At 70.0% G+C, this 13,724-nt stretch carries 12 protein-coding genes; 6 read left to right on the top strand and 6 right to left on the bottom strand.

Annotation, left to right across the window (positions count from 1 at the left end):
* Positions 1 to 2: 2 nt before the first annotated feature.
* The 6 genes from gyrB to dnaA form a co-directional block, all read right to left on the bottom strand.
* Positions 3 to 2,084, bottom strand: coding sequence for a DNA topoisomerase (ATP-hydrolyzing) subunit B (gene gyrB / locus ACZ4SV_RS16110; RefSeq protein WP_468004871.1), 2,082 nt, complete (start codon positions 2,082 to 2,084; stop codon positions 3 to 5).
* A gap of 375 nt (positions 2,085 to 2,459) precedes the next feature.
* Positions 2,460 to 3,047 carry a DciA family protein gene (locus ACZ4SV_RS16105; RefSeq protein WP_365871618.1) on the bottom strand — a complete coding sequence of 196 codons (588 nt, stop codon included), beginning with the start codon at positions 3,045 to 3,047 and terminating at the stop codon, positions 2,460 to 2,462.
* Complete coding sequence (gene recF / locus ACZ4SV_RS16100) at positions 3,044 to 4,165, bottom strand: DNA replication/repair protein RecF (protein ID WP_365871616.1); 1,122 nt, start codon at positions 4,163 to 4,165, stop codon at positions 3,044 to 3,046. The genes ACZ4SV_RS16105 and recF overlap by 4 nt, the downstream gene beginning before the upstream one ends.
* A gap of 35 nt (positions 4,166 to 4,200) precedes the next feature.
* Entirely contained in the window at positions 4,201 to 5,076 is an 876-nt protein-coding gene (gene gnd / locus ACZ4SV_RS16095; protein WP_365871614.1) for a phosphogluconate dehydrogenase (NAD(+)-dependent, decarboxylating), read from the bottom strand.
* A 183-nt stretch (positions 5,077 to 5,259) separates the two neighbouring features.
* Complete coding sequence (dnaN, locus tag ACZ4SV_RS16090) at positions 5,260 to 6,390, bottom strand: DNA polymerase III subunit beta (RefSeq protein WP_365871612.1); 1,131 nt, start codon at positions 6,388 to 6,390, stop codon at positions 5,260 to 5,262.
* A 1,307-nt stretch (positions 6,391 to 7,697) separates the two neighbouring features.
* Positions 7,698 to 9,590, bottom strand: coding sequence for a chromosomal replication initiator protein DnaA (gene dnaA, locus ACZ4SV_RS16085; RefSeq protein WP_468004868.1), 1,893 nt, complete (start codon positions 9,588 to 9,590; stop codon positions 7,698 to 7,700).
* A 372-nt stretch (positions 9,591 to 9,962) separates the two neighbouring features.
* On the opposite strand from dnaA, the gene rpmH reads away from it, so the two are divergent.
* The 6 genes from rpmH (at position 9,963) to rsmG (ending at position 13,496) form a co-directional block, all read left to right on the top strand.
* Entirely contained in the window at positions 9,963 to 10,100 is a 138-nt protein-coding gene (rpmH, locus tag ACZ4SV_RS16080) for a 50S ribosomal protein L34 (protein WP_003956500.1), read from the top strand.
* Positions 10,101 to 10,121: 21 nt separating this feature from the next.
* Positions 10,122 to 10,493 carry a ribonuclease P protein component gene (gene rnpA / locus ACZ4SV_RS16075; RefSeq protein ID WP_365871608.1) on the top strand — a complete coding sequence of 124 codons (372 nt, stop codon included), beginning with the start codon at positions 10,122 to 10,124 and terminating at the stop codon, positions 10,491 to 10,493.
* Positions 10,490 to 10,855: a membrane protein insertion efficiency factor YidD gene (yidD, locus tag ACZ4SV_RS16070; protein WP_365871606.1), complete on the top strand. Its 366-nt coding sequence runs from the start codon at positions 10,490 to 10,492 to the stop codon at positions 10,853 to 10,855. Before rnpA ends, yidD begins: the two co-directional genes overlap by 4 nt.
* Before the next feature lie 3 nt (positions 10,856 to 10,858).
* Complete coding sequence (gene yidC, locus ACZ4SV_RS16065; protein ID WP_365871604.1) at positions 10,859 to 12,136, top strand: membrane protein insertase YidC; 1,278 nt, start codon at positions 10,859 to 10,861, stop codon at positions 12,134 to 12,136.
* A 15-nt stretch (positions 12,137 to 12,151) separates the two neighbouring features.
* Positions 12,152 to 12,664: a Jag family protein gene (locus ACZ4SV_RS16060; protein ID WP_365871602.1), complete on the top strand. Its 513-nt coding sequence runs from the start codon at positions 12,152 to 12,154 to the stop codon at positions 12,662 to 12,664.
* 115 nt (positions 12,665 to 12,779) lie between these two features.
* Positions 12,780 to 13,496 carry a 16S rRNA (guanine(527)-N(7))-methyltransferase RsmG gene (gene rsmG / locus ACZ4SV_RS16055; protein ID WP_365871600.1) on the top strand — a complete coding sequence of 239 codons (717 nt, stop codon included), beginning with the start codon at positions 12,780 to 12,782 and terminating at the stop codon, positions 13,494 to 13,496.
* Positions 13,497 to 13,724 lie beyond the last annotated feature (228 nt).

Below are 13,724 nucleotides of genomic sequence, written 5' to 3'. Positions count from 1 at the left end.
ACTCAGATGTCGAGGAAGCGGACGTCCTTGGCGTTGCGCTGGATGAACTGGCGGCGCGCCTCCACGTCCTCGCCCATGAGGACCGAGAACAGGTCGTCGGCCTGGGCGGCGTCGTCGAGGGTGACCTGGCCGAGGACCCGGTGCTCCTGGTCCATGGTGGTCACGCGCAGCTCCTCGGCGTTCATCTCGCCGAGGCCCTTGAAGCGCTGGATGGAGTCCTCGCGGACCCGCTTGCCGCGCTGGCGGCCCAGCTCGATCAGCGCGTCGCGCTCCCGGTCCGAGTAGGCGTACTCCACATCGTCCCGGCCCCACTTGATCTTGTACAGCGGAGGGCGGGACAGGTACACGTGCCCGGCCTCGACCAGCGGCCGCATGAAGCGGAACAGGAAGGTCAGCAGCAGGGTGCTGATGTGCTGGCCGTCGACGTCGGCGTCCGCCATCAGGATGATCTTGTGGTACCGGAGCTTCTCGATGTCGAAGTCCTCGTGCACACCCGTGCCGAAGGCCGAGATCAGCGCCTGGATCTCCTGGTTCTGCAGGATCTTGTCGATCCGCGCCTTCTCCACGTTCAGGATCTTGCCGCGGATCGGGAGGATCGCCTGGTACTGCGGGTTGCGGCCGGACTTGGCCGAGCCGCCGGCGGAGTCGCCCTCGACGATGAAGATCTCGCACTTGGTGGGGTCGTTCGACTGGCAGTCGGACAGCTTGCCCGGCAGGGAGGCCGACTCCAGCAGGCCCTTGCGGCGCGTCAGGTCGCGCGCCTTGCGGGCCGCCACGCGCGCGGTCGCCGCCTGGATGCCCTTGCGGACGATGTCCGCGGCCTCCACCGGGTTGCGGTCCAGCCAGTCGTTGAGGTGTTCGTAGACCGCCCGCTGCACGAAGGTCTTGGCCTCCGTGTTGCCCAGCTTCGTCTTCGTCTGGCCCTCGAACTGCGGCTCGCTGAGCTTCACCGAGATGATCGCGGTCAGACCCTCACGGATGTCGTCGCCGGTGAGGTTGTCGTCCTTCTCGCGCAGCAGCTTCTTGTCGCGCGCGTACTTGTTGATCAGGCTGGTGAGAGCCGCGCGGAAGCCCTCTTCGTGGGTGCCGCCCTCGTGGGTGTGGATGATGTTCGCGAAGGAGTACACGCCCTCGCTGTAGCCGCTGTTCCACTGCATGGCGACTTCGAGGGACAGGCTCTTGTCCCTGTCCTCGGCCTCCAGCGAGACGACCGTCGGGTGCACCGCCTCTCCCTTGCGGGAGTTGAGGTACTTCACGAAGTCGACGATGCCGCCCTCGTAGTGGTACGTGACGGCCTTGACCTCGGCCTTCTCGTCGGCGCCCGCCTCGTCCGCGCCGCTGGTGGCCTTCGCCGACTCGCGCTCGTCGGTGAGCCGGATCGTCAGGCCCTTGTTGAGGAACGCCATCTCCTGGAAACGCCGGGACAGCGTCTCGAAGGAGTACTCGGTGGTCTCGAAGATCTCCGGGTCGGCCCAGAAGGTGACCGACGTGCCGGTCTCCTCGGTCGCCTCGTGCTGGACCAGCGGCGCCGTCGGCACGCCCATCTTGTAGTCCTGCGTCCAGCGGTGCCCGTCGGTCTTCACCTCGACGGCGACCTTCATGGACAGCGCGTTCACCACGGACACACCGACACCGTGCAGACCACCGGAGACCGCGTACCCGCCGCCGCCGAACTTGCCACCCGCGTGCAGCACGGTCAGCACGACCTCGAGGGCCGGCTTCCCCTCGGAGGGCACGATGCCCACCGGGATGCCACGGCCGTTGTCGACGACGCGCACGCCGCCGTCGGCGAGGATCGTCACGTCGATGGTGTCGGCGTAACCGGCCAGCGCCTCGTCGACCGAGTTGTCGACGACCTCGTACACCAGGTGGTGCAGACCGCGCTCGCCCGTGGAGCCGATGTACATGCCGGGCCGCTTGCGGACCGCGTCCAGCCCTTCGAGCACGGTGATGGCGCTGGCGTCGTAGGAGGCGGAGGCCGCGGGGGTCCCGGCGGCCTCGCCGCTCACGCCGGCGTCGGTGGACGGGATGTTCTCGTTGGGGTTGCCGGAATCGGCCACGAAGCGCCCTTTCTGGCACAGCACGAGCCGGGCTCGTCGGCAGGTTGCCGGAGCGGCTGCGGCATGTTGCGTTGGTAAGCCTTGATCAGCGTTGCTCAGCTTTTCCCGGGCGGTCCCCACATTGGGGCGGGATTGTCTTCCAGTCTACCGGTAGCACTGACATCGATGGGGGTTTGCGGGCACCTGGGCTCCCATGTGCCGCCCTCAACCGGTCTCCGCCGGGTCCCGATATACGGAAGGGGCCCCCAAGGGGCTCACAGCGGCACTCAGCGCTTCGGGCCGTCAACCCCTGGCTACCGGCGGGTCAGAAGGCCGTCCCGGGCCCGTCCGGCCCTGGTCCACACCGGTGGCACGCGGCTACGACGGCCCTCCGGCGCACCTGGCAGGACGTGAGGTACGTCACCCGTACGTATCGCCGGGGCCGGTGCTCCCCGGGGCCCGCAGCGGGCCGTAGCGCCGGGGCGGACCGCCCGGGTTGAGCACCTTGATCACCCGTACGCTGCCGTGCCCGAGGTCCTCGTTGAGCCGGGCCACCAGCGCCGGGGCGAGCACCCGGAGCTGGGTCGCCCAGGCCGTCGAGTCGCAGCCGACGGTCAGCACGCGCTCGTCCTCGTCGTACCGCTGCGGCACGCAGTGCTTGGCCAGATCCTCGCCGACGATCTGCGGCCAGCGGCCCATCACACCGCCCACCGCGGCCGGCGTCTCCCAGCCGCGCTCGGTGATCAGCCGGTTGATCGCCGAGCCCAGCGCCATCGGATCGCGGCCGTCGGCGCGCGCCCCGGACCGCAGCCCGGCACCGCGCCGCACCTGCTTGCGCTGGCGCGCCGCGTCCCCGCGCGCGCGTGCCTGCTCCTTCGCGGCGCGCAACGCCACGCGCGCGAGGTCGACACCGGAGGGCTCCTTCGCGCCCCGGGCGGCCGGCGCCTTGGGCGCCGCCGGGGTGCCGCGGACGTCCGGGGCGTCGGGTGCGGGTTCGCCGGTGCTCATACGCGCTCCACCGTCCCGCCGGCCACCGCGTACCGGGCGCCGGCCAGCACCTGGGGCACGTCGTCGTCCACGGCGGCGGTGACCAGCACCTGCTCGCCGGGCGCGACCAGCTCCGCCAGCCGCTCCCGGCGGCGGGCGTCCAGCTCGGCGAAGACGTCGTCCAGGATCAGCACCGGCTCGTTGCCCTCGGCGCGCAGCAGGTCGTACGAGGCCAGCCGCAGGGCGAGGGCGTAGGACCAGGACTCGCCGTGCGAGGCGTAGCCCTTCGCGGGCAGCTCACCGAGTTTGAGGACCAGGTCGTCCCGGTGCGGGCCGGCCAGCGTGACGCCCCGCTCGATCTCCTGCTTGCGCACCTGGGCGAGCGCCGCCCTCAGCTGCTCGTACAGCTCCTCGCGCGTGTGGGCCTCGCCCGGCGCCGACGACCGGTACTCCAGCGCCACCGGACCGCCGCCGGGAGCGAGCTGCTCGTACGCCTTGTCGGCCAGCGGACCCAGCGCGGCGATGAGATCCAGCCGCTGGACGAGCAGTTCGGCGCCCGCGCGCGCCAGATGCTGGTCCCACACGTCGAGCGTGGACAGGTCCATGGACCGCCCGCCGTGCCGGCGCGCGAGGGCGGCGGTCTTCAGCAGGGTGTTGCGCTGCTTGAGCACCCGCTCGTAGTCGGAGCGCACGCCCGCCATGCGCGGCGAGCGCGCGGTGACCAGCTCGTCCAGGAACCGCCGCCGCTCCCCGGGATCCCCCTTCACCAGGGCGAGGTCCTCGGGCGCGAACAGCACGGTCCGTACGATGCCCAGCACATCGCGTGGTTTGGCCTGCGAGGAGCGGTTGATCCGGGCCCGGTTGGCCTTGCCCGGGTTCAGCTCCAGCTCGATCAGCTGCTGCCGGTCGCCCTGGCGGACCTGCGCCCGGACGATCGCCCGCTCGGCGCCCATGCGGACCAGGGGCGCGTCCGTGGCGACCCGGTGGCTGCCGAGCGTCGCCAGATAGCCGACCGCCTCCACGAGGTTGGTCTTGCCCTGCCCGTTGGGGCCGACGAAGGCGGTGACGCCCGGGTCGAGCGGGACCTCGGCCCGGGCGTACGAGCGGAAGTCGGCCAGCGAAAGATGCGTGACGTGCATGGTCGTCCCGCCGACCTCCCTGCTCCTGCTGCGGCTTACTTCTTCTCTACGGCGTGGCCGCCGAACTGGTTGCGCAGCGCGGCGATCATCTTCATCTGCGGCGAGTCCTCCTGGCGGGAGGCGAACCGCGCGAACAGCGACGCGGTGATCGCCGGCAGCGGCACCGCGTTGTCGATGGCGGCCTCCACGGTCCAGCGTCCCTCACCGGAGTCCTGCGCGTAACCGCGCAGACCGTCCAGGTGCTCGTCCTCGTCCAGCGCGTTGACCGCGAGGTCCAGCAGCCAGGAGCGGATGACCGTGCCCTCCTGCCAGGAGCGGAAGACCTCACGGACGTCCGTGACGGAGTCGACCTTCTCCAGCAGCTCCCAGCCCTCGGCGTAGGCCTGCATCATCGCGTACTCGATGCCGTTGTGGACCATCTTGGCGAAGTGGCCCGCACCGACCTTGCCCGCGTGCACCGCGCCGAAGTCGCCCTCCGGCTTCAGCGCGTCGAACACCGGCTGCACCTTGGCGACGTGCTCGGCGTCGCCGCCGTACATCAGCGCGTACCCGTTCTCCAGGCCCCAGACGCCACCGGAGACACCGCAGTCGACGAAGCCTATGCCCTTGGCGGCCAGCTCCTCGGCGTGCCGCTCGTCGTCGGTCCAGCGGGAGTTGCCGCCGTCCACGACCACGTCGCCGGGCTCCAGCAGCTCGGCCAGCCGGTCCACGGTCGACTGGGTGGCCTCGCCGGCCGGGACCATCACCCAGACCACCCGCGGGCCGCTGAGCTTGCCGACCAGCTCTTCCAGGCTGTCGACGTCCGCGAGGTCCGCGTTGCGGTCGTATCCGATGACGGTGTGGCCCGCGCGGCGGATCCGCTCGCGCATGTTGCCGCCCATCTTGCCGAGGCCGACGAGACCGAGCTCCATCAGTTGTGTTCCTTAGGTCGCTGTGTGGCGTGGAAGGCACCGAGGTGCCGAGCCGAGCCTAAACCCGGACGCTCATGCACAGCTGTGGGCATAGCCGCTCACCTGCGGAGACCCACGTGCTCCCGGCCCGGCGCCGGGCATCCACACCGGACGCCCGGCCCGTGCACACCCTGTGGACGACGGTCAGCCGCTGAGCCGCACCGGCATGATCAGGTACTTGTACGCGTCGTCGGCCTCCGCGTCCACCGCGGGCCTGCCGCTCAGCAGCGCCGGCTTCGTGGACGTGGTGAACGACAACTGCGCCACCGGCGAGTCGATCGCGCTCAGGCCGTCCAGCAGGAACGTCGGGTTGAAGGCGATCGAGATGTCGTCGCCATCGAGCTGCGCGTCGACCCTTTCCACAGCCTGTGCGTCGTCGCTGGAGCCGGCCTCCAGGATCAGCACGCCCTGCTCGAAGCTCAGCCGCACCGGGGTGTTCCGCTCGGCGACCAGGGCCACACGCTTGACCGCCTCCACGAACGGCGCGGTCTCGATCACGGCGACGGAGTTGAACTCGGTCGGGAACAGCGTGCGGTACTTCGGCAGGTCGCCTTCGAGCAGGCGGGTGGTCGTCCGCCGCCCGGCGCCCTCGAAGCCGATCAGGCCCTCACCGGCACCGGCCCCGGCCAGCGCCAGCGTGACGGTGTCCCCGGCGCCCAGCGCCTTGGCGGTGTCCAGCAGCGTCTTGGCCGGCACCAGGGCGACGGCGGAGGCGTCCGGGTTCTCCGGCTTCCACAGGAACTCGCGGACCGCGAAGCGGTAGCGGTCGGTGGAGGCCAGGGTGACGGTGTCGCCCTCGATCTCGATCCGCACACCGGTGAGCACCGGCAGGGTGTCGTCCCGGCCGGCGGCGATGGCCACCTGGGCGACGGCCGCGGCGAAGACCTCGCCGGGCACGGTGCCGGTCGCGTTCGGCATCTGCGGCAGCGCCGGGTACTCCTCCACCGGCAGGGTGTGGAGGGTGAAGCGCGAGGAGCCGCAGACCACGGTCGCCCGTACACCGTCTGTGGAAATCTCCACCGGCCGGTTGGGCAGGGCACGGGAGATGTCGGCGAGCAGCCGGCCGGACACCAGGACGGTGCCCTCCTCCTCGACCTCCGCCTCGACGCTCACCCGGGCGGAGACCTCGTAGTCGAAGCTGGACAGGCTCAGCTGGCCGTCCTCGGCCTTCAGCAGCAGGCCGGCGAGGACAGGCGCCGGCGGACGGGCCGGGAGGCTGCGTGCCGCCCAGGCCACTGCCTCCGCGAGTACGTCGCGTTCCACCCGGATCTTCACCGTAAGCCGCCTCCTGCTGTTGCTACTGAGTCCTCCGACTCGGTGTCACCGCCCACTGCGACGGGCAGGACACCGGGGACCAGTCTGACGCACGGCACTGACAGTAGGCGCCCGTCGGGGTCAAGTCGGGCCGAGGGGCAGCCGGGCCCGAGACAGCGAGTTGTGCACAGCCCCCGCTTCGAAACGGTCGCCGAACTCTCTCTAGTCGGGAGTAGTAGTAGGGCCTGTGGATACCGTGGATAACCACGTTTGCCCAGCTCAGCGCAGGAATTTTATCCACCGACCCTGTGTACGGAGGCGGTGGACAACCAGGCCCTTCTGTGGAGAACAGAAAGTTCTGCACACAGCGCCCACAGGCTGAGGGCAGTTCTCCCCAGCTGTGTCCCCAGGAATACCCAGGTTTCCCACAGCCCAATCCGGCAGCTTCCTGTGACGCCTTTCACTCGACGCGGTGAGCGGGTGCGTCGGGTTGCCGAACAGTGGACAGCGATGTGGAGAAGCCCGGTTCTGCTGGGGACAACCGTCCCCAGCCTGTGGGGTAGCCGTGGACAACCTCGGCCCTCGTTCGCGGGTCCGTAGGTTATCCACACCCTGTGGAGATCGTTTGTCCACGATTCCACAGGGTGCTGAGCTGGGCGGACGTCCTGGCCCCAGCCTTCCTGTGGACAGCGTTCTGGACAACTCGGCAGTCCCCAGGGTGTGGACGGAAGAAAGTCACCGAATCTGTGGAGGAAGGCCGTAACCCGGCAGGTAATCGAACACCAGGTGACGACCCAGGAACGGTCCCCGGCCCGCCCGAAGCCACCGGAAGCCGGCCCGGACGGCCCGGAACGGGCTTGCGCGGGGGTGGAGGGGGGCCGGATGGGGCTTGAGCGGGGTGGGACGCGGCCGGGCGGGGGGAGGCTGGGCGGGCCGGGGCCGGTCCAGCCGGGCGAGGGCGGGGCGGGCGTCGGCTGGGGGCGCGGCAGGGCCTGCGGCGGTCGAGCGGGGCCCGGCCGGTCCGGCGCAGGACACCCAGGCGGCGACGGCGTGCGTGGCGGCGGGTGCGACGGCGGGAACGCCGGCCAGGGGGACCTGGCGGGTCAGGGGCACCAAGCGGGGCAGGGTACCGAGCGGGTAAGCGGCCGTCCGCGACGGCGGCACCGGGTACCGAGGCAGGGCAGTGGACGACCGCGACGGCGGCACCGAGCGGGTAAGTGGCCGCCCGCGACGGTGGCGCGTGCGTGCGGGGCCTCCCTGACACGAGAAGGCGCCCGCGGGACCGCGTGGATCCCGAGGACGCCCTCCGTACCGGCCTGCGGCCGGTCTCAGCCGTTCTTGATGCGGTTGGTCAGCTCGGTGACCTGGTTGTAGATCGAGCGCCGCTCGGCCATCAGCGCGCGGATCTTGCGGTCGGCGTGCATCACGGTGGTGTGGTCACGGCCGCCGAACTGCGCGCCGATCTTCGGCAGCGACAGATCCGTCAGCTCGCGGCACAGGTACATCGCGATCTGCCGCGCGGTCACCAGCGCGCGCCCGCGCGAGGTGCCGCACAGGTCCTCCACCGTCAGCCCGAAGTAGTCCGCCGTGGCGCCCATGATCGCCGTGGCCGTGATCTCCGGCGCGCTGTCCTCGCCGCCGGGGATCAGGTCCTTCAGGACGATCTCGGTCAGGCCCAGGTCCACCGGCTGCCGGTTGAGCGAGGCGAACGCCGTCACCCGGATCAGCGCGCCCTCCAGCTCACGGATGTTCCGCGAGATCCGCGAGGCGATGAACTCCAGCACCTCCGGCGGGGCGTTCAGCTGCTCCTGGACCGCCTTCTTGCGCAGGATCGCGATCCGCGTCTCCAGCTCGGGCGGCTGGACGTCGGTGATCAGCCCCCACTCGAACCGGTTCCGCAGCCGGTCCTCCAGGGTGACGAGCTGCTTGGGCGGCCGGTCGCTGGAGAGCACGATCTGCTTGTTGGCGTTGTGCAGCGTGTTGAAGGTGTGGAAGAACTCCTCCTGCGTCGACTCCTTGTCCGCGAGGAACTGGATGTCGTCGACGAGCAGGATGTCCATCTCCCGGTAGCGCTTGCGGAAGCTGTCGCCCTTGCCGTCGCGGATGGAGTTGATGAACTCGTTGGTGAACTCCTCCGAGCTGACGTACCGCACCCGCGTGCCCGGGTAGAGGCTGCGCGCGTAGTGCCCGATGGCGTGCAGCAGGTGGGTCTTGCCGAGCCCGGACTCCCCGTAGATGAACAGCGGGTTGTACGCCTTGGCCGGCGCCTCGGCGACCGCGACCGCCGCCGCGTGCGCGAACCGGTTGGAGGCGCCGATGACGAACGTGTCGAACAGGTACTTGGGGTTCAGCCGCGCGGTCGGCTCCCCAGCGCCCGGCGCTTGCGCCGGCTGTGCGGCCGGCGGACCGGGGGCGCCGCCGGCGGACACGTCCGGGCGGCCGGTGCCGCGGTGCGCCGCCGGGTCGGGCAGCTCACGGCGGACCGGCTCGCGCTGGTCGTACTCGCCGCGCCCGGAGTCGTAGTCCTGGCGGGACGGCTCGTAGTCCCCGCGCTGCTGCTCGTACGGCGGCCGGTCCGCGCCCTTCGGGCGGTAGTCCCGGGGCGAGCCGTAGGCGTCCTCGCCGGAGCCGTAGCCGTCCTGGGAGGACGGCGAGGCGTACGGGTCCCGCTCGGGGAAGCCGAGCCGGGGCTGCTGCCAGCCGTACTCCTCGTGCCCGTGGCGCGGCCAGGCGCCGGGCTCGGGGCGCTGGTACTCGGACGGGTAGACGGGGCGCACGGTGGGAAGCTGGTCCGGGCGGCCGGACGGATGCTGCTCGGACCGCGGGTCGGGCCCCGGGTGCTGGTCGCCGCGGTGGCGGCCGTAGCCCTCGTACGGCCCCGAGGGCAGCTCCGGTTCCTCGTAGCGCGGCTGCGGCTGCTGGGCGGGGGGCGCCGGCGGTTCGCCCGCCGAGTCGTCCACGGTGATCGCGATCCGGATGGGACGGCCGCACTCACGGCTCAGGGTCTCGCTGACGACCGGCGCGAGCCGGCCCTCCAGTACGCCCTTCGCGAATTCGTTCGGCACCGCGAGGAGGGCGGTGTCCGCGACCAGCGCGAGCGGCTGGCAGCGCCGGATCCAGTGCTCGTCCTTGGACTCCACGCCCTGTCCGCGGCCCTCGCCGAGGAGCTGTTCCAGCACTCGTGGCCACACTGCGGCAAGATCGGCAGGTACGTCAGCCACAGGGCACGCTCTCTCACAGGTCCCACGAACGTGTGGTTCAGGGACGGGTCGGGATCAAAATCGGATCGGGCGGGGATAAGGGAACGAATCGGAGTCCAGCCACGGTAGTCAGCGCGGCGGGTAGGGTTCAAGTCGTTGTCCCCAGCCTGTGGATAGTGTCTCTCGTCGACCCCCGGTTTGACCGAATGGCGCAGTCCCGCGTACCGTAACCAGGTCGAGTTGTCGATGGCTGCTGCCGCCTGCCTCCGATGGGCACAGATCACGTCAGGTGATCGGGAAGCGGTGCACTCGGGCGTGAAGCGAGCTACTCGTGGGCGCACGGTGACAGCCAGGACGGCACCCCGCCACTACTGATTCTTCTGGAGCCCCCGAGTGAGCAAGCGCACCTTCCAGCCGAACAACCGTCGTCGCGCGAAGACCCACGGCTTCCGGCTGCGTATGCGCACCCGTGCCGGCCGCGCGATCCTCGCGTCCCGCCGTAGCAAGGGTCGCGCCCGTCTGTCCGCCTGATCCCGGTCAGGTCATGACATCGTGCTGCCCACCGAGAACCGGCTGAGGCGGCGCGAGGACTTCGCGACCGCGGTACGACGAGGGCGCCGGGCCGGTCGCCCGACGCTCGTCGTCCACCTTCGTAGCGGTGCCACGGACCCGCACGCGCCAGGGGAGAGCGCTCCCCCGACGCGTGCGGGTTTCGTCGTCAGCAAGGCCGTGGGTGGCGCGGTCGTGCGCAACACGGTGAAGCGCAGACTGCGTCATCTGATGCGTGACCGAGTCGCCCTGTTCCCCCCCGGTAGCCTGGTAGTCGTACGAGCGCTGCCCGGAGCGGGCGACGCAGACCACGCACAGCTGGCCCGAGACCTGGACGCCGCTCTCCAGCGGCTGCTGGGAGGGGGCACGCGATGAAGTACCCGCTGCTGGCTCTGATCAAGCTGTACCAGTGGACGATCAGTCCGCTGCTGGGGCCGGTGTGCAAGTACTACCCGTCGTGTTCTCACTACGGCTACACGGCCATCGACCGGCACGGTGCGATCAAGGGAACGGCACTCACCGCCTGGCGCATCCTCCGGTGTAATCCGTGGTCGCTGGGCGGTGTGGACCATGTTCCGCCGCGCAAGCGCCCGCGGTGGCACGAAATGCTGCGCAACGCGTGGCGCGCACGCAAGGCGGGGCCCTCCGCCGCCGAACCGGCCACCGAGACGGAGCTTCATCGCGAGTCTCCTTCGAGCCCGGCCGCAGAGACCTCGTCCCATGCCCAAGGAGCATGATTAGTGGACACGATTGCCAGCCTCTTCAGTTTCATCACCTGGCCCGTCTCCTGGGTCATCGTCCAGTTCCACAGGGTGTACGGAGCGATCTTCGGGCCTGACACCGGGTGGGCCTGGGGCCTGTCCATCGTGTCCCTGGTGGTCCTGATCCGCATCTGCCTGATCCCGCTCTTCGTGAAGCAGATCAAGGCGACCCGGGCCATGCAGACGCTCCAGCCCGAGATGAAGAAGATCCAGGAGCGCTACAAGAACGACAAGCAGCGTCAGTCCGAAGAGATGATGAAGCTGTACAAGGAGTCGGGCACCAACCCGCTCTCCTCGTGCCTTCCCATCCTGGCGCAGTCCCCGTTCTTCTTCGCCCTGTACCACGTGCTCAACGGCATCGCCTCGGGCGACACCATCGGTGTCATCAACGAGTCGCTGCTGTCCAGTGCCCGTAACGCCCACATCTTCGGGGCCCCGCTCGCCGCCAAGTTCAAGGACGGCTCCAGCACGATCCACGCGCTGGGCGCCTCGGTCACCGACGTCCGCGTCGTGACCGTGATCATGATCGTCATGATGTCGGCGTCGCAGTTCTACACGCAGCGCCAGCTGATGACGAAGAACGTCGACACCACGGTGAAGACGCCGTTCATGCAGCAGCAGAAGATGCTGATGTACGTCTTCCCGCTGATGTTCGCCTTCTTCGGCATCAACTTCCCGGTCGGTGTCCTCGTCTACTGGCTGACCACCAACGTGTGGACCATGGGCCAGCAGATGTACGTCATCCACAACAACCCGACCCCGGGTTCCAAGGCCCAGGCCGCCTACCTGGACCGGCTGACGAAGCACGTCACGCAGCACGGCAAGATCCGCCGGCGCAGCGAGAAGACCATCGTCAAGGCGATCGTCGCCAAGGGCCGCGACCGCAACGAGTTCGAGCGCAAGTTCATCAACGCGCTGAACAAGGCCGGCCTCGCCGCCCAGCCCGACGGCTCCGTGACCAAGAGCGTGGTCCAGGCCGCGGCGCAGACCGAGGACGGTGAGGTCACCGGCACCGACACGGCCGCCGTCGCCGCTCCCCGGCGCCAGCAGCCCAAGCGTCAGTCCAAGTCCCAGCGGCAGTCCGGGGTGACCCGGACGGACGACTCCCTGTCGCTGGAGAAGACCGACGAGCCGCGGGACGCCAAGCCCGCGGCTGCCAAGCAGCCCCAGAAGCCCGGCTCCGGCACCCGCAGCAAGGCCCAGTCCGGCCAGCGCAAGGGTGGCCCGCAGCGGCCCAAGTCCCCGTCCAAGAAGTAAGAAGGAGCCCATCCCGTGACGGAAGGCACCACCTCTGCCGCTGCCGAGGGCGCAGACACCCTCACCCGCCTGGAGCAGGAGGGCGAGATCGCGGCGGACTACCTGGAAGGTCTGCTGGACATCGCCGATCTCGACGGCGATATCGACATGGACGTCGAAGCCGACCGCGCCTCCGTGTCGATCGTCAGCGACACCGGCAGCCGTGACCTGCAGAAGCTGGTCGGCCGGGACGGCGAGGTGCTGGAGGCGCTGCAGGAGCTGACGCGTCTGGCCGTGCACCGGGAGACCGGTGACCGCAGCCGGCTGATGCTCGACATCGCGGAATACCGTGCCAACAAGCGGTCCGAGCTGTCCGAGCTGGGTGCCAAGGCCGCCGCCGACGTGAAGAGCACCGGTGAGCCCGTGAAGCTCAAGCCGATGACCCCGTTCGAGCGCAAGGTCGTGCACGACGCGGTCAAGGCCGCTGGACTGCGCAGCGAGTCCGAGGGCGAGGAGCCGGAGCGCTTCGTCGTCGTGCTGCCCGCCTGATCGGCCTCGATTCCACCGGCCCCGTCTGTTGAGCAGGCGGGGCCGAACTTTGTCAGCCTGGTAGTTCTGATGGCCGGTGCGCGAAGCACCGGCGCGGTACGGAAGGACGGTCCCCGTGACGGAGGCAGCGGAGCTTCCCCCCGCGCCCGAGCAGGCGCGGGAAGTGTTTGGTGATCGCTTCGCCGATGCGGTCCGCTATGCGGAACTTCTCGCCGAGGCGGGCGTGCAGCGTGGCCTGATCGGCCCGCGGGAAGTGCCCCGCCTGTGGGAGCGGCACCTGCTGAACTGCGCGGTGCTCTCCGAGGCCGTTCCGGAGGGAGTGACGGTCTGCGATGTCGGCTCCGGTGCCGGACTGCCCGGCATCCCGCTGGCCCTGGTCCGCGACGATCTGAACATCACCCTGCTGGAGCCGCTGCTGCGGCGCACCAACTTCCTCACCGAGGTCGTCGAACTGCTCGGCCTGGACCATGTCACCGTGGTCCGCGGCCGTGCCGAGGAAGTCCTGGGCAAGCTGCCGCCGGTGCATGTGGTGACGGCACGGGCCGTGGCCCCGCTGGACCGCCTGGCTGCCTGGGGCATCCCGCTGCTGCGTCCGTACGGCGAGATGCTCGCGCTCAAGGGCGACACCGCCGAGGAGGAGCTGAAGGCCGCTGCGTCCGCGCTGAGCAAGCTGGGCGCGGTCGAGACGTCCATCCTCCACGTGGGTGAGGGCGTGGTGGATCCCCTGTCGACCGTGGTGCGGGTCGAGGTCGGAGAGAGCCCGGGTGGAGTGCGCTTCGCCGCGAAGCGCGCCAAGGCGGCTCGTACTGGTCGCGTCCGTCGCCGTCGCTGACCCTGGGGGACGGGCGGCACTGACCCATCCTGACGACGGGACGTACTCCACCCAAGCTGCGCCACGTATGTCGGGCGGAGTGTCGCGGGGGTCCCGTTGCCGACGCTGTGCATCGTGTTTCACGTGAAACGTCGCTCACTGCTGCACGGCATCATCAGTCGCGGCCGCGCCGCGGCCGAACCTCGCGACCGGAAGCCTCTCGGTGGACTCCGGGAGGATGATCCAGTT

This window comes from Streptomyces sp. NPDC027672 (genome assembly GCF_055566335.1).
Note: the sequence above shows the minus strand (reverse complement) of the source record. Positions and strands in the feature narration are given on the sequence as shown.

Coding starts and splice junctions, on each gene's coding strand:
- ACZ4SV_RS16105 (WP_365871618.1), bottom strand. CDS start 3,047: ATGAGCACCGGCGAACCCGCACCCGACGCCCCGGACGTCCGCGGCACC.
- recF (WP_365871616.1), bottom strand. CDS start 4,165: ATGCACGTCACGCATCTTTCGCTGGCCGACTTCCGCTCGTACGCCCGG.
- gnd (WP_365871614.1), bottom strand. CDS start 5,076: ATGGAGCTCGGTCTCGTCGGCCTCGGCAAGATGGGCGGCAACATGCGC.
- yidD (WP_365871606.1), top strand. CDS start 10,490: ATGAAGTACCCGCTGCTGGCTCTGATCAAGCTGTACCAGTGGACGATC.